Origin of the sequence: Streptomyces sp. NPDC057302, assembly GCF_042667685.1 — a bacterium.
Taxonomy (GTDB): domain Bacteria; phylum Actinomycetota; class Actinomycetes; order Streptomycetales; family Streptomycetaceae; genus Streptomyces.
In genome coordinates this window covers 15,818-35,200 of the sequence record NZ_JBHUZJ010000049.1, presented here as the reverse complement: position 1 = coordinate 35,200, position 19,383 = coordinate 15,818, and the positions used below count along the sequence as shown (strand labels likewise).

Annotated in this window: 18 protein-coding genes; 5 read left to right on the top strand and 13 right to left on the bottom strand. The window is 71.0% G+C overall.

Annotation, left to right across the window (positions count from 1 at the left end):
- Positions 1–120 precede the first annotated feature (120 nt).
- The gene (locus tag ACFUPX_RS28775) at positions 121–1,680 is read left to right on the top strand and encodes an alpha/beta hydrolase (protein WP_383328818.1); all 1,560 of its coding nucleotides are present in this window, start codon (positions 121–123) and stop codon (positions 1,678–1,680) included.
- 127 nt (positions 1,681–1,807) lie between these two features.
- Here the strand turns inward: ACFUPX_RS28775 and moeZ are convergent, their stop codons facing one another.
- The 12 genes from moeZ to ACFUPX_RS28715 all read right to left on the bottom strand — a co-directional run bounded on the left by moeZ (position 1,808) and on the right by ACFUPX_RS28715 (position 16,204).
- A complete protein-coding gene (gene moeZ / locus ACFUPX_RS28770) occupies positions 1,808–2,986 on the bottom strand; it encodes an adenylyltransferase/sulfurtransferase MoeZ (RefSeq protein ID WP_351163560.1) in 1,179 nt (392 codons plus the stop codon).
- A 63-nt stretch (positions 2,987–3,049) separates the two neighbouring features.
- On the bottom strand, positions 3,050–3,799 hold the full coding sequence (locus tag ACFUPX_RS28765) for a spherulation-specific family 4 protein (protein WP_383328815.1): 750 nt from the start codon (positions 3,797–3,799) through the stop codon (positions 3,050–3,052).
- On the bottom strand, positions 3,787–4,740 hold the full coding sequence (locus ACFUPX_RS28760) for an NAD-dependent epimerase/dehydratase family protein (RefSeq protein WP_383328812.1): 954 nt from the start codon (positions 4,738–4,740) through the stop codon (positions 3,787–3,789). Before ACFUPX_RS28760 ends, ACFUPX_RS28765 begins: the two co-directional genes overlap by 13 nt.
- 172 nt (positions 4,741–4,912) lie before the next feature.
- The gene (locus ACFUPX_RS28755; protein ID WP_383328809.1) at positions 4,913–6,109 is read right to left on the bottom strand and encodes a hypothetical protein; all 1,197 of its coding nucleotides are present in this window, start codon (positions 6,107–6,109) and stop codon (positions 4,913–4,915) included.
- Entirely contained in the window at positions 6,106–7,833 is a 1,728-nt protein-coding gene (locus ACFUPX_RS28750; RefSeq protein ID WP_383328890.1) for a DUF3492 domain-containing protein, read from the bottom strand. The genes ACFUPX_RS28755 and ACFUPX_RS28750 overlap by 4 nt, the downstream gene beginning before the upstream one ends.
- 201 nt (positions 7,834–8,034) lie before the next feature.
- Positions 8,035–9,660, bottom strand: coding sequence for a dipeptide ABC transporter ATP-binding protein (locus ACFUPX_RS28745; RefSeq protein ID WP_383328806.1), 1,626 nt, complete (start codon positions 9,658–9,660; stop codon positions 8,035–8,037).
- Positions 9,657–10,646, bottom strand: coding sequence for an ABC transporter permease (locus tag ACFUPX_RS28740; RefSeq protein ID WP_383328887.1), 990 nt, complete (start codon positions 10,644–10,646; stop codon positions 9,657–9,659). Before ACFUPX_RS28740 ends, ACFUPX_RS28745 begins: the two co-directional genes overlap by 4 nt.
- Before the next feature lie 11 nt (positions 10,647–10,657).
- Positions 10,658–11,650, bottom strand: a complete 993-nt coding sequence (locus ACFUPX_RS28735; RefSeq protein ID WP_383328803.1) for an ABC transporter permease — start codon at positions 11,648–11,650, stop codon at positions 10,658–10,660.
- 20 nt (positions 11,651–11,670) lie between these two features.
- Positions 11,671–13,401: an ABC transporter substrate-binding protein gene (locus tag ACFUPX_RS28730; RefSeq protein ID WP_383328800.1), complete on the bottom strand. Its 1,731-nt coding sequence runs from the start codon at positions 13,399–13,401 to the stop codon at positions 11,671–11,673.
- A gap of 155 nt (positions 13,402–13,556) precedes the next feature.
- Complete coding sequence (locus tag ACFUPX_RS28725) at positions 13,557–13,649, bottom strand: Ms4533A family Cys-rich leader peptide (RefSeq protein WP_344520500.1); 93 nt, start codon at positions 13,647–13,649, stop codon at positions 13,557–13,559.
- A 102-nt stretch (positions 13,650–13,751) separates the two neighbouring features.
- Positions 13,752–15,206: a DUF3152 domain-containing protein gene (locus ACFUPX_RS28720; RefSeq protein WP_383328797.1), complete on the bottom strand. Its 1,455-nt coding sequence runs from the start codon at positions 15,204–15,206 to the stop codon at positions 13,752–13,754.
- 8 nt (positions 15,207–15,214) lie between these two features.
- Entirely contained in the window at positions 15,215–16,204 is a 990-nt protein-coding gene (locus ACFUPX_RS28715; protein WP_383328794.1) for an alpha/beta fold hydrolase, read from the bottom strand.
- A gap of 176 nt (positions 16,205–16,380) precedes the next feature.
- Between ACFUPX_RS28715 and ACFUPX_RS28710 the strand changes: the two genes are divergently transcribed.
- From ACFUPX_RS28710 to ACFUPX_RS28695, 4 genes are all read left to right on the top strand, one after another.
- Positions 16,381–16,593: a hypothetical protein gene (locus ACFUPX_RS28710; protein WP_383328791.1), complete on the top strand. Its 213-nt coding sequence runs from the start codon at positions 16,381–16,383 to the stop codon at positions 16,591–16,593.
- A gap of 144 nt (positions 16,594–16,737) precedes the next feature.
- On the top strand, positions 16,738–17,379 hold the full coding sequence (locus tag ACFUPX_RS28705) for a TetR/AcrR family transcriptional regulator (protein ID WP_383328788.1): 642 nt from the start codon (positions 16,738–16,740) through the stop codon (positions 17,377–17,379).
- A gap of 150 nt (positions 17,380–17,529) precedes the next feature.
- Positions 17,530–17,757 (top strand): DUF3107 domain-containing protein, encoded by a 228-nt coding sequence (locus ACFUPX_RS28700; RefSeq protein ID WP_249587904.1) that lies wholly within the window; start codon positions 17,530–17,532, stop codon positions 17,755–17,757.
- Positions 17,758–17,943: 186 nt separating this feature from the next.
- Positions 17,944–18,216, top strand: coding sequence for a hypothetical protein (locus tag ACFUPX_RS28695; protein WP_383328785.1), 273 nt, complete (start codon positions 17,944–17,946; stop codon positions 18,214–18,216).
- 198 nt (positions 18,217–18,414) lie between these two features.
- On the opposite strand, the gene ACFUPX_RS28690 is transcribed toward ACFUPX_RS28695, so the two are convergent.
- Positions 18,415–19,152, bottom strand: a complete 738-nt coding sequence (locus ACFUPX_RS28690; RefSeq protein ID WP_383328782.1) for a ferritin-like fold-containing protein — start codon at positions 19,150–19,152, stop codon at positions 18,415–18,417.
- Between the last annotated feature and the right edge of the window lie 231 nt (positions 19,153–19,383).

The following is a 19,383-nucleotide window of genomic DNA, read 5'->3' as shown; positions in this document are numbered from 1 at the left end:
GTGGCAAGTGTGACGGGCGTGGCGGGCGGGAGGGACGGGAGGGCGCCGCGGCCCGCCCGAATCACCGTCAGACACCCCACCTACTATGGCCTGATTGTCTTACGAGGGGGGAACCGCTCCATGCCGCGTCTCGTACGGTCAGCAGCTCTGGCCGCCGCAGGAATTCTGGTGGCGGGGCTAGCCGTCGGCTGCGGCGGCCCCGACGGGGGCGACGACGACGCGAAGCCCGCGCCGACCGGCCCCGAACAGTCGCCGAAGCCCGACCCCTCCTCCACCCTGCCCGCCTCGCTCACCGGCCAGAAGCTCGACTGGGGCGGCTGCAAGGCGAGCGGCGGCGACCCCGCGCCCGGCTCCCAGTGGCAGTGCACGACCCTCAAGGTCCCCCTGGACTACGAGAAGCCGGACGGCGGGACGATCGACGTCGCGCTGATCCGCGCCAGGTCCACCGGCGAGGGCAAGCGCATCGGCTCGCTCCTGTTCAACTTCGGCGGGCCCGGCGGCTCCGGCGTCTCCATGCTGCCCTCGTTCGCCGACGGGTACGAGAAGCTGCGCGAGCGCTACGACCTGGTGAGCTTCGACCCGCGCGGGGTCGACGGCAGCGAGGGGGTGCGCTGCCGCAGCGACAAGAAGACGCAGGCCGCGGAGGCCGTCGACCTCACTCCCGACACTCCGGCCGAGGAGGCGGCGTACTTCAAGGACGCGGCCGACTTCGGCGCGGGCTGCGCGCGCGACTCGGGCAAGCTGCTCGGCCATGTGTCGACGGCCGAGGCCGCCAAGGACATGGACGTGATGCGCCAGGTTCTCGGCGACGAGAAGCTGCACTACATGGGCATTTCGTACGGCACCGAACTGGGCGGCGTCTACGCACACTTGTTCCCCAAGAAGGTGGGGCGCCTCACCCTGGACGCGGTCGTCGACCCGAGCGCGGACTCGGTGGGGCACGCGAAGAACCAGGCGCGGGGCTTCCAGCGCGCCCTGGAGAACTATCTGAAGTCCTCGGGCCAGGACCCCAAGACGGGCTCACAGAAGATAGTGCGTCTCCTGAAGCGCCTCGACGCCAACCCGCTGCCCGGTTCGGACGGCCGCGAGCTCACCCAGTCCCTGGCGACCACCGGCATCACGGTCACCCTCTACAGCAAGCAGAGCTGGCCCGCCCTGACCCGCGGCCTCGAACAGGCCGAGAAGGGCGACGGATCGGAGCTGCTCCGGCTGGCGGACCTCTACAACGAGCGGGATCCGTCCGGCCGTTACAGCACCCAGAGCCATTCGCAGCGCTCGATCTCCTGTCTGGACGACAAGGCGCGGCCGACTCCCGCGCAGGCGAAGCGGCAGCTCGGCGAGTTCCGCGAGATATCGCCGGTCTTCGGGGAGTTCATGGGCTGGGACACGGCGGGCTGGTGCCACGACTGGCCGGTGGCCGGGCTGCACGACTCCCCCGACGTGAGCGCTCCGGACGCGGCTCCGGTCCTGGTCGTCGGCAACACCGGAGACCCGGCCACGCCCTACGACGGCGCCCGCAAGATGGCGGACGAGCTGGGCAAGGGCGTCGGCGTCGAGCTGACCTGGAAGGGCGAGGGCCACGGGGCGTACGGCAGCGGCAGCGACTGCGTGGACGGCACGGTCAACGACTACCTGCTGAAGGGCAAAGCCCCGAAGGACGGCAAGGTCTGCGAGACCTGAGACCTCACGCTTCCAGCCCGTCCGGCGTTTGCGGACGAGCCCTCAAGGCGAAAAGGCCCGCACCTCAAAAAGGCGACAAGGCCCGCACCTCAAAGGTGCGGGCCTTGTCCCGGTTCAGGCGCTACGCCTAGTAGATCGGCTTCTCGGGCTCGATCTGGTTGACCCAGCCGATCACGCCGCCGCCCACGTGCACCGCGTCGGAGAAGCCCGCGGACTTCAGCACGGCGAGGACTTCCGCGGACCGGACACCCGTCTTGCAGTGCAAGACGATCTTCTTGTCCTGCGGAAGGCCCTCAAGGGCGGTGCCCATGAGGAACTCGTTCTTCGGGATCAGCTTGGCGCCGGGGATCGAGACGATCTCCCATTCGTTCTGCTCGCGCACGTCGATGATCTCGATCTTCTCGTCCGCGTCGATCCACTCCTTGAGCTGCTTGGGAGTGATCGTCGAGCCGAGCGCCGCCTCCTGGGCCTCGTCCGACACGACGCCGCAGAAGGCTTCGTAGTCGATGAGCTCGGTGACGGTGGCGTTCGGGCCGCAGACCGCGCAGTCCGGGTCCTTGCGGACCTTGACCTGGCGGTACTGCATCTCCAGGGCGTCGTAGATCATCAGGCGGCCGACCAGCGGGTCTCCCACGCCGGCCAGGACCTTGATCGCCTCGGTGACCTGGATGGAGCCGATCGACGCGCAGAGCACGCCGAGGACGCCGCCCTCGGCGCAGGACGGGACCATGCCGGGGGGCGGGGGCTCCGGGTAGAGGCAGCGGTAGCACGGGCCGTGCTCGCTCCAGAAGACCGAGGCCTGGCCGTCGAAGCGGTAGATCGAACCCCATACGTACGGCTTGTTCAGCAGCACGCAGGCGTCGTTGACCAGGTACCGGGTGGCGAAGTTGTCCGTGCCGTCGACGATCAGGTCGTACTGGCTGAAGATGTCCATCACGTTCTCGGCCTCGAGCCGCTCTTCGTGGAGGATCACGTTCACGTACGGGTTGATGCCGAGGACGGAGTCCTTCGCCGAGGCCGCCTTGGAGCGGCCGATGTCGGCCTGGCTGTGAATGATCTGGCGCTGCAGGTTCGACTCGTCGACCTCGTCGAACTCCACGATGCCGAGCGTGCCGACGCCCGCCGCGGCGAGGTACATCAGCGCCGGTGACCCGAGGCCGCCGGCGCCGACACACAGCACCTTGGCGTTCTTCAGCCGCTTCTGCCCGTCCATCCCGACGTCGGGGATGATCAGGTGGCGGGAGTACCTGCGAACCTCGTCGACGGTGAGCTCAGATGCTGGCTCGACCAGGGGTGGCAGCGACACGGGGACTCCGTTGGTCGGTATTTCGGATCGGTGGTTCTCTCCGTAACACTGCCACGCCCCTCTTCATTCCGAGACACCCGTTCCGATGCGCGAGACGATTTCGTCCCAGTAACCGGGCATCGACTCCCACGGGTCGTCCGCTCCCCCGCTGTCCACCCGGTCGGTGAAGTAGATCGTCGACGCGCCCTGCCAGCGTGCGATGCGCAGCGCCTCGTCGAGATGGCCGCGCGGCATGCCGTGCACGAAGTGGCAGAAGCGCTCGGGCGGATAGTCGGCGGTCCACTCGGCCACCTGTGACCAGCGGTAGTCGCTCCAGGGGCCGGAGAAGGTCACCAACTGGTCGGCGGATTCGGCGTACCCGGGATAGGGGTGGGTGCCGTGGCCCAGGACGATGTGCGCGTCGTCGCAGAGCGCGCGCAGGGTCGTGACCGTCCTGCGCACCTCCGGGAGCGAGGCGCGCTCGGTGGGGCAGCGGTCAAGGGAGAAGCCGTCGACCTGGTACCAGTCGAGGTAGCGGTGCGCGTCGGAGACGAGCTCCCCGAACCCGCGCGCCCCGTACATCACGTCGAGGTGACCGAGAACACGTACGCCCGCGTTCCGCAGCCGCCCCGCCGCCTCCAGGCAGTGCGGGTCGGGCCGGTCGCCGGGCCCCCTGCTCACATTCAGGACGACCCAGTGCAAAGGGGCGCCGGGGCGGGTGAGTTGGGACCATTCGGCGGGGGCCACGAGGGGGTGCGCGAAGCCCGGGATGCCGAAGCCGAGACGTACGTCGGTGTGTGCGGTGCCTGAGGCTGTGCTGGTCAGATGCGGCATGCCGCCTCCATCCAGATGTCGGCGAGTGATTCTTCGAGGTTGATCCGGGGGCGCCAGCCGAGCCGGTCGCGCGCGGTGCGCACGTCGGCCTGCTGCCAGCTGCCGCACCCGTCGGGGTAGGGGTAGGCGGCCGGGCTCCCGTGGTCGGATTCGGTGCGGGGGTGCCCGATGGATTGCCGCAGGCCCCCTTGGTCGAGCTCGTGCAGGGCTCCGCCGTACCCGGCGACGCGCGCCAGGATGGCGGCCGCGTCCCGCAGCCGCACCGCGCGCCCGGCGCCGATGTTCACGACCCCCTGGGCCGCCGAGAGCGAGGCGGCGTGCACGGCGCGCGCCACGTCGCGTACGTCGATGAAGTCCCGCTGCACGCCGAGGCCACCGAGCTTGAGCTCACCGTCACCGGCCTGCATGGCCCGCCGCATGGCCTCGGCGAGCCGCCCGAGCGGCGATCCCGCCGGGGTGCCGGGTCCCGCGGGCGAGAACACCCGCAGGACGACGGCGTCCAGACCGGACCCGAGGACCAGTTCGGTGGCCGCGAGCTTGCTGACGCCGTACGGTCCGCCGGGCCTGGGCACGGCGTCCTCCGCGGTGGAGGAGCCCGGCTGGCTCGGCCCGTACTCGGCACCGCATCCCAGCTGCACGAGCCGCGCCCCGCATCCGCTGCGGCGCAGGGCCTCGCAGATGGTGGCGACGGCGACGGTGTTGTGCCGGGTGAGCTCGCGGGCGCCGCCACGGGTGGCACCCGCGCAGTTGATGACGACTCCCGGGTGCACGGCGTCCAGGAAGCGGGTGAGCGCGCCGGGGCTGCCGCTCGCGAGGTCGAACCGTACGTCCGAGTCGTCACCGCGGCCGAGCGCGGTGAGCTGCACCGCCGGGTCGGCGAGCAGCCGGTCGGCGACGAACCGGCCGAGATATCCGTTGGCTCCGATCAACAGCACCCTCATCGGGCGGCTCCCGGGTCGGATTCTCGGATGCTGGGGGTGCTCATCTGGGGTTCTCCTTCAGGGGGTTGCCGTAGATCACGGGGTTGGGCCCGCGGTGTCGGCCCCGCGGGAGAGGAAGTCTTCGGTTGGAGCCGGGAGGGCCCGGCAGCACTCGGTCTCGGAGCAGGCGGCTTCAAGGCGCGCCGTCGGCATGCGCGGACGCCCGGCTGAGCACCCGCGAGGAATGGAGCAGCAGCACGCCCGCGGCGGCGCCACAGGCGACGACGGGTACGAGACCGGGCCCCCAGGCCCGCACCGCCCCCTCGACCGGGGCCGCGAGCCACGCGCATCCGGGCAGCCGCCCCGCGAAGACCGAGGCCAGCGCACCCGCCTCGGCCGCCCCCGCGGCCCCCAGCATCAGCAGGGGCGCCCGGGTGAATCCGTACGAGGTGAGCAGCCGGGAGAGCAGCAGCAGCGCGCCCAGGGCGCCTGCCCCGGCGGGAGCCGGCACGTCGTAGACGGCCCCCGCGCCCACCAGCAGGATCCACAGGGCGCCCAGATACAGGGCGATCACGCCGAGGAGCAGCGGCCGGACGGAAGCGGTGAACTCGGCCAGCCCCCGGCTGAGCGGCAACCGCCCCCGCGCCCCCACGGAGAACAGCCGCACGCACCACAGCGCGGGCGCGGCGGCGAGGCAGAGCCCCAGCGCGGCGGCCGTCGAAGGCGCCCAGGGGCCTGCGGGCCCTCCGGAGACGGCGGCCCGCAGCAGCCCGTCGCCGAAGAGGGCGTACGCGACGAGGAAGCACACCCACGCGCGCGTGGCCGGCACGACATGGTGCGCGGAACGCAGCGGACCGTACCGAAGGGCCACGCGCAGCGCGACGGCCACGGCGAGCGCGCCGCCGAGCCCCACCCCGAGCCGCGCACGCCCCTCGGTCAGTTCGAGCCCTACGGCGGCCAGTCCGCAGGCCGTCCCCGGCAGCAGGGCGAACAACGCCCACCCGGCGGGCACTTCGGGCACGTCTCGCGAGGGAGGCGCCTCGGGGGCGACGCGTTCGTCCTCGTCACGCGGCACGCGCGCGTACATCTCCTCGGCGAGCGCGAACACGTCCCGGTGCCTGAACCGCGCGGCGGTCCGGTCGGTCACTCCGTGCGCTTCGAGCCCCGCGGCGATCTCCAGCGGGTCGACGGCGCGCTCGCACAGCTCTCGATGCCGGTGCATCAGCGCCTTCACGGGGTCGACGCCACCGCGCCGCGCGGGCTTCGTACCGGTGGAAACTCCGGCACCGGCCGACGCCCCGACGTCGGCCACCAGCTCCTGCGACCGCGCGTCCCAGCCGCCGGGGCTCCCCGGAGCCCGCGGCGCGTCGACCTTCAGCTGCTCGCTCATACCCCCGCCCCCTTCAACTGCTCGGGCGTGTCCGCCTCTTGCGCCCAGCTGGGCGCGCCGCCCGAGCCAGAGCCCGCTCCCGCGTCCCCGCCGCCCGCGGCGACCGCCCACCGACCCGGCATGTACGCCTCCGCCGGATTGCCGAACGGCACCGGCTCGCCCGCGTCGTCGACCGCCTCCCTGCGCACCGGGCAGTGCGAGACGATCTCCAGGTAGATGCCGCGAAATGCCTCGATGTTCTGCTCCACGGTGAACAGTTCGAGCGCCCGCGCACGCGCCGCCGCCCCGAGCCGTTCGCGCCGCCCGGCATCGCGCAGGAGCGCCACGCACGCCTCGGCGAGCGCCCGCGGGTTGCGCGGCGGGACCACGAGGCCGGTGCCGCCGATGACCTCGACGACCGCGCCGACGTCCGTGGAGACCGTCGCCCGCCCGCAGAACATCGCCTCGACCAGGCTGATCGGGAAGCCCTCGACGACGCTGGACAGGATGACGACGCCGCCCGCGGCGTACGCGTCCTGAAGGTCGGGCACCTCGGGGGCGCCGATCTCCTCGAAGGAGACGGGGTTGTCGCCGACGGCATGCGCGCCGGCCGCCTCGTCCGGGAAGAGCTGTGCGGCGAGCGCCTTGCAGTGCGCGAGGTACTCGGCCGCCTCCGGGCCTTCCGCGGGCGCCCCGACGATGCGAAGGCGTGCCTTCGGCTCCTCCTTGCGGACCTCGGCGAAGGCGTGCAGCAGGGAGATCAGGTCCTTGGCGGGCTCGATGCGGCCCACCCACAGGAGGGTGTCGGGGTCGCCGGGGTCCTCCCGCTCGCCGACCTCCGTGAAGCGCGAGGCCTCCATGCCCGGGTAGACCGTGCGCAGCTTCGCCCGCTCGGCGCCGCACCGCTCCTGCCAGCGGCGGGCGTGCGTGTTGCCGGGCGTGACGATCGTGGCCTGGCCGTACACCTCGGCGGCGAGCCTGCCGTGGAAGGAGGTGAGCAGCGCGCGCGCCGGCGCACTCAGCGCTTCGTCGCCGGTCGCCAGATAGTGCGCCCTCAGCTGTATGCCGTACTCGGTGACCAGGAGCGGCACCCCGGAGAAGTGCTTGGCGAGCAGGCCGGGGAGGGCCGCGGGGCCGCCGGACGCGGCGTGGCACAGGTCCACCGCGCCCAGGCCGTCGTCCCCGTACCAGTCGAGGGAGAGCGGGCGAAGGGCGCGCTCCAGGAGGCCCGCCACGGTGAGGAGGTCGGGCACCCGCGCGGTGCGCGCGGCACGGAGTGCGCCCGGCGCGCGGCACGCGCCCTCCAGGGCGCGCACGGCCACTTCGGAGCGCAGGGCGGCGACGAGGCCGCCTTGGTCCCTGGCGAGTTCGGCGAGTCCGTAGAGCGCGCTGCCGAAACGGTCCGCCAGCGCTCCGGTGGGGCCTGGGGCATCCGGGGCCCCCGCGTCGCACACCACCGCGGCCAGTTCGCCGAAGCACTCCGCGAAGCGCCGCCGCGCCCGCCGTCCGTACCCGGCCCTGAAGGCGATGCCGTCGTCGTCGACCGTCCACAGGGGCGCCGTCCGCACCCGGTTCACCTGGGGCGGCAGCTCGATCCAGCCCTGCGCCTCCTGCCGCTCGCTGCGGCTGAGGGCGTAGATGTCGAATTCGTGCTGCCCGAGCCCGCGTACGAGCCGGTCGCACCAGAGCCTGGCGTCACCGCTCACATACGGATAGCCACCCTCCGTAAGCAGTCCGATGCGCACGCGTACACCCCCGATCTCCCCTATGGAGAGCCGCCGTTGGACCAGCGGCTCGCAGCGGGACGAACGTATGCGGACATGCCGGTGGCGTGATGGACGGTTGTCCATCACGCCACCAAAAGGGGTGAACGGCCGTAACTTTCCCGCCCCGGTAGCGTTCTGTCGCGCTATGGAGCCGAGAGAGCGCTCTTTCGCTACCGAGCGTTAAGCTGCGGCCAGCTCCCTGCGGGCCGTGCGGCGGCGCGCGGCGGCATCCGGATCGAGCGCGGGCACGGCTGCCAGCAGCTGTCGCGTGTACGCCTGCTGCGGCGAGCCGTAGACCTCCTCGACGGTGCCCTGCTCGACGATCCGCCCCTGCCGCATCACCGCGACCCGGTCGCTGACCTGGCGTACCACCGCGAGGTCGTGCGCGATGAAGACGAGCGCGAGCCCGTACTCCTCCTGCAGTTCGGCGAGCAGCGCGGTCACTTGGGCCTGGGTGGTCACGTCGAGCGCCGAGACCGGCTCGTCGCACACGATGATCCGGGGCTCGGCGGCCAGTGCCCGCGCGATCCCGACGCGCTGCCGCTGGCCGCCGCTGAACTCGTGCGGATAGCGCCCGTAGTACGCCGGATCGAGCCCGACGCGCTCCATGAGGTCGCGCGCGTGAGCGCGCACGACGGCGTCGTCGTGCGCACCCCGCGCGCGCAGCGGATCGGCGATGGACTCACCGATGCTCCGGCGCGGATTGAGCGAGGAGACGGGGTCCTGGAACACCATCTGCACGCCGGCCCGTACACCGCCGCCCGGCGCCGAAGCGCCCTCGTGCCGGATCTCCCCCGCCGAGGGGTCGAGCAGCCCCACCAGCATCCGCCCCAGGGTCGTCTTGCCGCTGCCGCTCTCCCCCACGACGCCGAGCGTCTCGCCCCGGCGGACCGTGAGCGACACCCCGTCCACCGCGGCGAACGCGCGCTTTCCGCGCCCGAACTCCTTGCGCAGAGCGACCGCTTCGAGGACGACGTCGCCCTGCGCGGGCGCGGACGCCTCCCGCGGCGAGTCCACCCGGGGCACCGCTCCGAGCAGCTCCTTGGTGTACGCCTTCGCGGGCGCCCCCAGGACCTCGCGCACGGGCCCCCGCTCGACGGCCCGCCCGTACCGCATGACCAGGACGTCGTCGACACTCTCCGCCGCGACGCCCACGTCGTGGGTGACCAGGAGGAGGCCCATTCCGGTCTCGGCCCGCAGCGCGTGCAGCAGGTCGAGGATCTGGGCCTGCACGGTGACGTCCAGGGCGGTCGTCGGCTCGTCGGCGATCAGGAGCTCGGGCTCGCAGGCGAGGGCCATGGCGATGAGCGCGCGCTGCCGCATGCCGCCGCTGAACTCGTGCGGCCGGGAGCGCGCCCTGCGGGCCGCGTCCGCGATGCCCACCCGGTCGAGCACCTCGACGGCACGCGCGCGTGCCGCCCGGCGCGAGGCTCCGGTGTGCACGCGGTACACCTCGGCGATCTGGTCGCCCACCGCGTAGTACGGGTCGAGGGACGACAGCGGGTCCTGGAAGACCATCGCCGCCTTGCCGCCCCGCAGCCGGCGCAGCTCCTCACCGGACGCTTCCTGTACGTCGACGCCGCCGACCCGCACCGTGCCGCCGACGCCCGCCCCGGTGCCCCGGTGGAGCCCGAGCAGCGCGGAGGCCACCGTGCTCTTGCCGGACCCCGACTCGCCGACGAGGCCGAGCGCGGCGCCCTTCTCCAGCGTGAAGGAGAGCCGGTCGACGGCGCGCGTGTCCCCGAAGTCGACCACCAGGTCGGTCACTTCGACGAGGCTTTGGTCCAGGCGCTGAACCGGGCTCATGAAAGGACCACCCTTCGGTCGGCCACCGCGTAAAGGACGTCCGCGACGGCGTTGGCGAGCACCACGAAGAAGCCGGTCACCAGGACCATGCCGACCACGACCGGCAGATCGACGACCTTGACGGCGTGCACGAGTTCGCGCCCCATGCCGGGCAGACCGAAGAGCGTCTCGCTGAGCACCGCGCCGCCGAACATCGACCCGAAGTCGTTGGCGCTCAGCGCGATGACCGGCGCGACGGCGCCCCGCAGGGCGTGCTTGCCGATGATCGAGCGCTCCCCGACGCCGTACGCACGGAAGGTCCGCACATGGTCGTCGGCGAGCGTCTCCAGCATCGAGGCGCGGGTGAGGCGCGCGTACTTGGCGGCCTCGATCAGCGCGAGGGAGAGCCAGGGCAGGAGCAGGTTCCACGCCCACTGCTGAGGGTCGTCGGTGAAGGGGACGTACTGCGGGAAGGGCAGCAGGTTCAGCTGGCCGCAGACCACGATCATCAGGAGAAGACCGATGACGAAGACCGGGGTGGCCGTGCCCGCCAGGGTGACGGCGGTCAGGACGCGCTCGGTGACGCGCCCACGCCGCCAGGCGGACAGCACGCCGGTGCCGACCCCGAGGATCAGCCACATCACCATGGCGCCGAGCGCGAGCGACCCGGTGACCGGCAGCTTCGCCAGGATCAGCTGGGTGACCTGCTGGTCGCTCTGGTAGGAGAGCCCGAGGCAAGGGGCGTCGCAGTGCTCCACGCCCGTGCCCGTCGAGTAGTCCTGACCGGTGAAAATGGACTGGAGGAAGTCCCAGTAGCGGACGTACACCGGATCGTCCAGCCGCAACTGCTCGGTCACCTGGGCCACTTGCGCCGGTGAGCAGCGCGGACCGCAGGTGATCTGCGCGACGTCGCCGGGAGCCACGTAGAAGACCGCGTAGATGATCACGGAGATGGCGAGCAGCGTGACGAGGGCGCCCACCGAGCGCCTGAGGAGGAAGCCGGTCATGCCGTGTCCGGTCATGCCTTGCCCTCCCGCTTCTTCCCGGTCCCGATCCGCAGCCGGGACGCGGCCCGTGGATCGAGCGCGGTCCGCACCCCGTCCCCCAGGACGGTCAGCGCGAGCACGGTCACGAACAGCGCCCCGGCGGGCAGCAGCAGGTACTGCGGCGCCGCCTGGTACCAGATGTCGGCCGAGGTCAGCATCTGTCCCCAGGACGCGGTCGGCGGCTTGACGCCGACGCCGAGGAAGGAGAGCGCGGCCTCCACGGTGATGTTCATCGGGACGAGCAGCGCCGCGTAGGTGATGACGGGGGCGGCGAGTCCGGGCAGGAGTTCGCGGCGCGCGATGCGCCAGGTGCTCCAGCCGCTGAGCCGGGCGGCGGCCACGTGGTCGAGCTCCCTGAGGGTGATGGTCCGCGCGCGCACGATCTTGGCCGTGCCGCCCCAGGCGACGAGCCCGATGACCAGGGCGACCAGGACGGGGCGCGGAAAACCGCTGGGCACGATCGCCATCAGGGCGAGCGAGAGGACCATCAGCGGCATGGCGACGATGACGTCGGTGGCGCGGCTGAGCACCTGGTCGACCCAGCGGTTGCCGAGTCCGGCCGTGATGCCGACGCCGACACCCAGCAGGACCTGCACGAGGGTCGCGGCGAGCGCGACGCCGAGGGAGACCCGCGCGCCATAGACGAGGCGGGCGAACAGATCGCGCCCGGTCTGCGGTTCGACGCCGAGCCAGTGCTCTGCGCTGATCCCGCCGAACGAGCCGATCGGGACGCCGCCGCGCCCGGAGTCGATGAGGTCGGGGTGGTACGTACTGGGGTCCTGGCCCTCGACGGCGGTGAGCAGCGGCGCGGCGAGCGCGACCAGGACGAGCAGCGCGACGACGGCCGCCGCGACGAGGGCGGCGCGCTGCGTACGCAGCCGCCGCCAGAACTGACGGGCACCGGAAGTCGGGGCGGGCGCCGTGACGCCCGTCCCCGCTTCCGAGGCCAACAGGGCCTCGCTCATGGTGATGTGACCAGTAGCCCTTACTTGACCGCGACCTGGGAGATGTCCAGGACACCCGTCCAGTCGCTGATCACGATGTTCTTGACGTCCTTGCCGTACAGGCGCTTGTAGACCGGGTGGAAGAGCGGCACGGTGAGCGCCTGCTCGCCGATCTTCTTGTCGAGGGCGCCCCAGCGCTTCGCGGCGGCGTCGAGGTCGGTGAGCTTGTTGATCTCGTCGATCTCGTCGTTGACGGACTTGTCGTCCAGGAAGCCGGTGTTGAAGTTGGCGCCGTCCTTCACGATCTGCCGCCCGTCGAAGATCGGGGCGAGGAAGGGACCGCCCGAGGGCCAGTCGGCACCCCAGTGGGCGAGGAAGAGGCCCGGCTCGGTCTTGGCGCCGTGCACCTTGTCCTTGTAGTCGTTGTCCTCAAGGCCCTCCAGCTTGACGGTGATCCCGGCCTTCTTCAGGGCGTCCTGGATCGCGGTGGCGATCTCCGGGCTCGTCTCGAAGTCCTTGGCGTTGGAGTGCGTCAGCGTGATGGTGAGCCCGTCCTTGTGACCGGCTTCCTTCAGGAGCTCCTTGGCCTTCTTCGCGTTGCCGGACTTGCCCGCCGGGAAGTGGTCGTACTTCGTGTATCCGAAGGACTTCTGGTCGGGCAGGTACGTCGTCGCGGGCTCGGCGAGCGACGAGCCGCCGGCCGCGTTGACCACGGACGAGCGGTCGACGGCGTACGAGATGGCCTGGCGCACCTTCGGATCGTCGAAGGGCTTCACCTTGGGGTTGAAGGCGAGGTAGTTCGTGTATCCGAAGTGCCCGGTGCCGACCCGCGAGGCGAGCGCCTTGTCGCCGGTGACCTTGGCGAGCTCGGCGGGGCCCAGGTTCGTGTCGGTGGTCACGGCGGCGGCGTCCGCGCCCTGACCGGCCGAGAGCCGCTGGTTGATGACGGAGGAGTTCAGGCCGGACCGCACGTCGATCTTGTCCGGGTAGGCCTTGCGCTCGGGGTCGGTCTTCGCGGACCAGTGCGTGTTGCGCGTCAGAGTGAGGCGCTCGCCGTCGTTCTCGTTCTTGACGACCTTGTAGGGGCCCGACGAGACGGGGTGCTCCTCGTACTTCGTGCCCTTGTCCTTGCTCTTGGGGACGGGCGTGAACTGCGTCTGCGTCGCCAGATAGGGGAATTCGCCCTCGGGCTTGTTCAGGTGAAAGACGATGGTCCGCTCGTCGGGCGTCTCGATCGACTCAAGGCCCTTGCCGCTCTTGTCCTTGTAGGGCCCGGCGTACTTGTCGCCGCCGATCAGCCAGTCCCTCAAGTAGGGCGCACCGCCGGAGAGTTCACCGGCGAAGGAGCGCTCGATGCCGTACTTGACGTCGGCGGAGGTGATCGCCGAACCGTCCTCGTACTTGAGGCCCTTCTTGAGGGTGTACGTCCACACCGTGGCGTTCTTGCTCGACTTGCCGAGGTCCGTGGCGAGGTCGGGCACGACCTCCGAGCCCTTGGCGCCGTCCTCGCGGTTGCGGGTGGTCAGGGTGCGGAAGACGAGCGAGGGGACGTTGCCGCCGCCGGAGGTGTAGAGCCGCGCCGGGTCGAAGTCGACCTGCGGGTCACTGTTGAGGACGGTGAGCGTGCCGCCCTTGGCGGCCTTGCCGTCGGCGCTTCCGGCGCCATTGCCGTCGGCGTCCTTGGGACCCGCGCAGGCGGCTGCGCCCGCTGCCAGGACCAGGCTGACGGATGCCGCTGCCACGCGGCGGGCTATGACGGACGGTTGACGCATGGGAAGGGACCTCTCGGAGAAGCAAGCAGGGGAAGAGCGCTTGAAAAGAGCAGAGCTCGCCCCGGGGCCGCCGAAGAAGGTCAGTCAGGACCGCGAAAGGTGCAAAGGGTGCACAGGGTCCGGAATGAAAGCGACGCACGCGCCAGGGGCGGGCGTCAGCAACAGTGAATGTCGGACACGCAGAGCGCGGTCACGCCAAAGAGCGCCAGCTCAAGGGCGGCGCGCGAGGAGGCGTGACGAGGCGACATGCGGAGAAATATGAACGAACTTTCGGCAGATGTCAAAGCTTGTGATCGAAAAATGACCGCATGCCGATCACTCCGCCTCAGCTCCTGAGCTGAACTCCGGGCTCAACTTTTGGGAAACGCCCAGGGGTTGGCCTTGCACTTGATTCCGTCGTGGTCGAGGAACTTCGTCTGCTGCTGCATGACGGGCGCGAGCTCGCCGCTCTTCGTGCAGTCCGTGTGATTGAAGCCGAGCCGGTGACCGACCTCGTGATTGATCAGCATCTGCCGGTACGGATGGATGCGGTCGCCGTAGGTCTTGGCGCCCTGCGCCCACCGATAGGCGTTGATCATCACGCGGTCCGTGGCGGCGGAGTCACAGGAGACGTTCTGCTGCATCGTGTCGAGACCGGATTTCGCGCACCACTTCGCGGTCGTCCCCGGGCTGGCCAGCGTGATGACGAAATCGGGCTTCCCGGAAGATATCCGCTCGAAGGTGCGACCGCCCTTGTGCGCCCAGCTCCGGTCGTCGTTCAGGGTCTTCTGCACGGCCGACGCGAACAGCTCGCCGTCCAGGCCCATCCCCTTCTCGACGTCCACGCGGTAGCGGAACTTCTGCCCCTTGCCGGGCGCCTTGTCGAACCCGGCCATCGCGTCGAAGTCGCCGGACGCCGTGAGCTTGGTGTCGAGGGGGTACTTCTTGGCCATCTTCGTCTCGTACGTCGCCGGGGCGGACTCGGGGGGCGTGGGCCGGTCGTCCGAGCGGGACGCGTCCCCGCCCGCGGCGCGGCCTTCCTCGCCGCCCTTCGCGGCCTGCGTCCTGGGAGCGGAATCCTTCGGCCCGTCGGCCACCTGACCGGCCACGACGATGGCGAGGACGGTGGTGACAGCGGCGGCGGCTATCCCGGTGAAGGTGCGGCCCCTGCCGCCTCCCTTGCCGTCATCGGCCGCGTCGTCCGCGATGCCACCGGGGCCGTCGGTCCCGTCGGCTCCGGCTGCCTCGGTTGCTGTGCCGGCGGCTCCGTCGGACCAGAGCTCTCCGTGTGCTTCCTCGTCCTCGTCGACCGCGCGGTCCCAGTCGGTGACGGAGGCGTACGGATCGCGGGGCGGGGCGCCCGCCTTCGTGGGCAGGGCGTCGGTCGCGCCGCCGAAGAGGTCGTCGTCGGCGAACTCCTCGCCGAACGCGTCCACGTACTCGCGGCGCGGCCCCGGCACGCGCGGCGGCCCGGTGCGCACACCCGGCGCTCCGTGGGCGGCGCCCGTCCGCGGCCCGGATCCCCAGGCCCCGCCCGGCTCACGCTGCTCGGGGTGCCCGCCGCGGACGTGCGGAGGCGTGGCCTGCGGCATGCCGTGCGGCGGGGTCGGCTGCGGGATTCCGTGCGGCGGCGTGGCCTGCGGGGTTCCGTGCGCGGGGGTGCCGTTGTCCCCCGGAGCGCGCCTGCGGCGCCCCGTACCGGGGGCCGGCGGGCGCGCGCCCTGTGGCGGCGCCGGTATGTCGGCGGTGTTCGTGCTGCCCGTGCTGCCTGTGCTGCCCGTGTTGTCTGCGAGGTCGGCCGAACCCCGGCGGCTATGACGTCCCACTCGCCGCCTCAGCTCCCCGCGTCCGAATCACCGGATGCATTCAACTCGCCCGTGTCCGCGAGCAGTTCGCGGAATGCCGTGGCCACCGTATCCGGATACTCCATCATCGCCACATGCCCCGCGTCCGGCAGCGTGAGCAGCCGTGAGTCACGGAACGCGGCAGCGGCCTTGCGTGCCATGCGGAACGAGACGAGCAGGTCCTTGCCACCATAGATCAGCAACGTCGGTGCGAGCACACGCTCCGCCTGCCGCCACAGGCCGTGCTGCCCGCCCAGGGTGTACGCGTTCACGATGCCGCGCGCCGAGCGGGCCATCGCGTCCCACATGTACGGAAGAGCGAGCCTGCGCTCCATCTCCCGGACGGCCGCGCTGTACCCCTCGGGCGAGACCCGGCCCGGATCGCCGTAACAGAGCGCCATGACACCGCTGACCCGCTGCTCGGCGGTCCAGTCCTTGGTGAGCCTGGTGAACAGAGCCGCGACGCCGGGCACCGCGAGGAGCCCGGTCGGCACCGCCGTGCGCTGCACCCGCAGCTCCGGGAGCGCGGGCGAGATGAGCGTGAGGGTGCGGACCAGATCCGGGCGGACGGCGGCGACCCGGGTGGTGACCGCGCCGCCCAGCGAGTTGGCGATCAGATGCACGGGCCCGTCGCCGCGCGCGTCCAGATAGCGGATGACCCCGCGCGCGTGCCCGGTGATCGAATAGTTGCCGTCGTCCGGCGGCGGCGAATCCCCGAACCCCGGCAGATCGAGCGCCGCGCAGTCCACGACGTCTTCGAGCAGCGGCATCAGGGCCGACCAGTTCTGCGAGGACCCGCCGAGCCCGTGGACGTACACCGCGGGCGGCAGCCCCTCGCGGACCGACGGCCTGGAACGCACCGACAGCGTGAGGCCGGGAAGGGTGACCGAGTCGAGCCGCTCGCCCGCCGCGACCCCGACGACACCCGGCTTGGGTGCGACGGAGGCGGCGATCACGTTCGGCAGCTCGGTCGAAGACATGCGGCAATGTTACGAGACGATCACACGGTGGTTCATGTGTTCGCCGTCACAGATCAGGCCGATGTCGCCCGGAGATCGCGTAGCGCCCGGTTCGACAGTCTCCTACGCTCATAGAAGAGGGCGAAGAGGGCACTCGCACCATCAGTCCGCTTAGTCCGCCAGGGAAGAGAGCCACGATGAACGCCGACCCGTCCGAGCCCGAGACCTTCCAGGCCGAAGAGAGCGCCATCAGCGTCGAGGCACCCGAGGCCGACAGCGCCGAGCAGCAGACCGACCTCACGCCCCACGAGGACGACTCCTTGCAGGGCGCGGACACGGACGCGGCCAACGAGGCCGACCTGGCCGAACAGGCCCGCGTCGTCAGCCTCGACGAAGACGACTATCGCTGAGCTGCCCGTGTTTGCCCTGCTAAGCACGGCTTTCGTGGTCATCCAGTCCGTGAAATTCTCCGCTCGTACCGCGCACATCACGGTTACTGAAAAGTACGATGGCCGCGCGGCGCACACCGCACATTCACGATCATGGGAGGCGGCGTGACAGCCATCGAGCAGACAGAGGCAGCGCGCCCGCGGGGCACACGCCTGCCGCGTCGTGCCCGACGCAATCAGTTGCTGGGCGCGGCACAGCAGGTCTTCGTCGCGCAGGGTTACCACGCTGCGGCGATGGACGACATCGCCGAGCGGGCCGGGGTCAGCAAGCCGGTGCTCTACCAGCACTTCCCCGGCAAGCTCGACCTGTATCTCGCCCTGCTCGACCAGCACTGCGAATCACTGCTCCAGTCCGTCCGTACGGCACTTGCCTCCACGTCGGACAACAAGCTGCGGGTCGCGGCCACGATGGACGCCTACTTCGCGTACGTGGAGGACGAGGGCGGTGCCTTCCGGCTCGTCTTCGAGTCCGACCTGACGAACGAGGCGGCGGTCCGCGAGCGCGTGGACCGGGTCACGCTCCAGTGCGCGGAAGCGATCTGCGAGGTCATCGCCGAGGACACGGGGCTGCCCCGTGACGAGGCGATGCTGCTCGCGGTGGGCCTCGGCGGCTACTCGCAGGTGGTCGCCAGGTACTGGCTCGCGAGCGGCAGCACGGTCCCGCGCGAGAAGGCGGTGGAGCTGCTGACCTCGCTGGCCTGGCGTGGCATCGCGGGGTTCCCGCTGCACGGCCTGGACGGCCACTGACCCCCGGTTTCCGGCGTTCGCGTTTGTTCCCGATCTCTGTTCGCTACTGGCGTGCAGCGGCGGAAGCATGAGCATCGCCTCACCGGGCTAATGTGTGCTGAGTACGGCGCGGACGACGCGCACATCACTGACCGTCGGAGGGACAAAGCCGTGGAGGTCAAGATCGGCGTGCAGTACGCGCCCCGCGAGATCGTGCTGGAGAGCACCCAGAGTGCCGAGGAAGTCGAGCGCGCGGTGTCCGAGGCACTGACCGGCAAGTCGCCGTTGCTGAGCCTCGTGGACGACCACGGCCGCAAGGTCCTGGTTCCGGCCGACCGCCTCGCGTACGTCGAGCTCGGTGAGCCGACCGCACGCAAGGTGGGCTTCAGCGCCCTGTAGGTCACGGGCGCTGCACGCAGGACGAACGACGGGAACGGCCCGGTGGTGACAACCACCGGGCCGTTCTCGCATGTTGACGCCCCGTTCGACCTGAGGCTTCCAGGCTCTGGAGGATTGCATTCCGGCTGCCAGGGGTAAGACCGGCTACGACCGTTTTGCACCTGGCCGCGAGGGAGGGAACACCCTGTGATTCTGGAAGCACTTGGCTCCGCACTGCTCGGTTTCGCCCTGGCATGGGCCACGGCCCACCGACTGTCCCACCGGCTGCCCGCACGCAACCTGGTCCTGTCGACCGGGGCCGCGGGCGCCGTGATCGGATCGTTCGTCACACACATGGCCCTGGGCGCGGGCCACGCCCCCGCCACGATCGCGGGAGCCGTGGCAGTAGCGGCAGCCCTGCTCTCACTCCTGATCCGCCCCAGCAGGGGCCGCCTACGCCGTCGCTCAGCGACGGCGTAGGGCCCTGAGGGGCACGGAAGCACCCGGGGGCGCGGGGAACGGCGCGCTCAGCCACAGAGCACCCGCAGACGCCCACAGCGGACCGCCCCGCCAGGGGCGCGGGGAACTGCGCGCGCAACCACAACGCACCCGCGCAGACCCACAAGGCCAGCCCGGAAGGCCCCCCGCAGGGGAAGATCCGCCAAACCCAGCAGAGCGCTACGCGGCGAGCCCCAGCGCAGCCATCCGCTTCGTGTGCGCCTCGGTGATCCGCGAGAACATCCGCCCGACCTCGGCCAGGTCGAACCCGTCGGCAACGCCCCCGACCAGCATGGTCGACAGCGCGTCCCGGTCGGCGACCACCCGCTGCGACTGCGAGAGCGCCTCGCCCATCAGGCGACGGGCCCACAGTGCGAGCCGACCGCCCACCCGCGGATCCGCGTCGATCGCGGCCCGCACCTTCTCCACGGCGAAGCTCGCGTGCCCCGTGTCGTCGAGCACGCCGAGGACGAGCCGCCGGGTGTCGCCGTCGAGCCGCGCCGCGACCTCGCGGTAGAAGTCGCTGGCGATCGAGTCGCCCACGTACGCCTTGACGAGGCCCTCGAGCCAGTCGGAGGGCGCCGTCTGCCGGTGGAAGCCGTCGAGGGCCTCCACGAAGGGCTCCATCGCCTGGGTGGCATCCGCGCCGATCTCCGAGAGGCGGTCCCGCAACTGCTCGAAGTGGTGGAACTCGGCCGACGCCATCTTCGCCAGCTCCGCCTTGTCGCCGAGCGTCGGCGCCAGCTTCGCGTCCTCCGCGAGCCGCTCGAACGCCGCGAGCTCTCCGTAGGCGAGCGCGCCGAGCAGATCCACGACCGCGGCGCGGTAGTGCGGCTCGTCGGCGGCGGCCTTCCAGTCCAGGGCGGCGATTCCGGTGGGTTCGGCAGGTGTGTCAGTGGCGGTGTCAGGCGTCTCCATAAACCGCACAATAGCCCGCTCGCAGCAACGTGTAAGGGCCTGGTCAGTGACTGTGACGACGACTACGTGACCAATTCGCCAGACACGGCTGCGAGATTCCGGGGTACAGTGGTAATGCGCCTGCCGAATATTCGTCGGGCCGTACGAATGAGGATGCCCGGTCGGAGGCCCGATCGGCTCCGAACCGACAGCCCTCCAGGCGGCCCGCACAGTGCGGGCGGCATGAGGAGG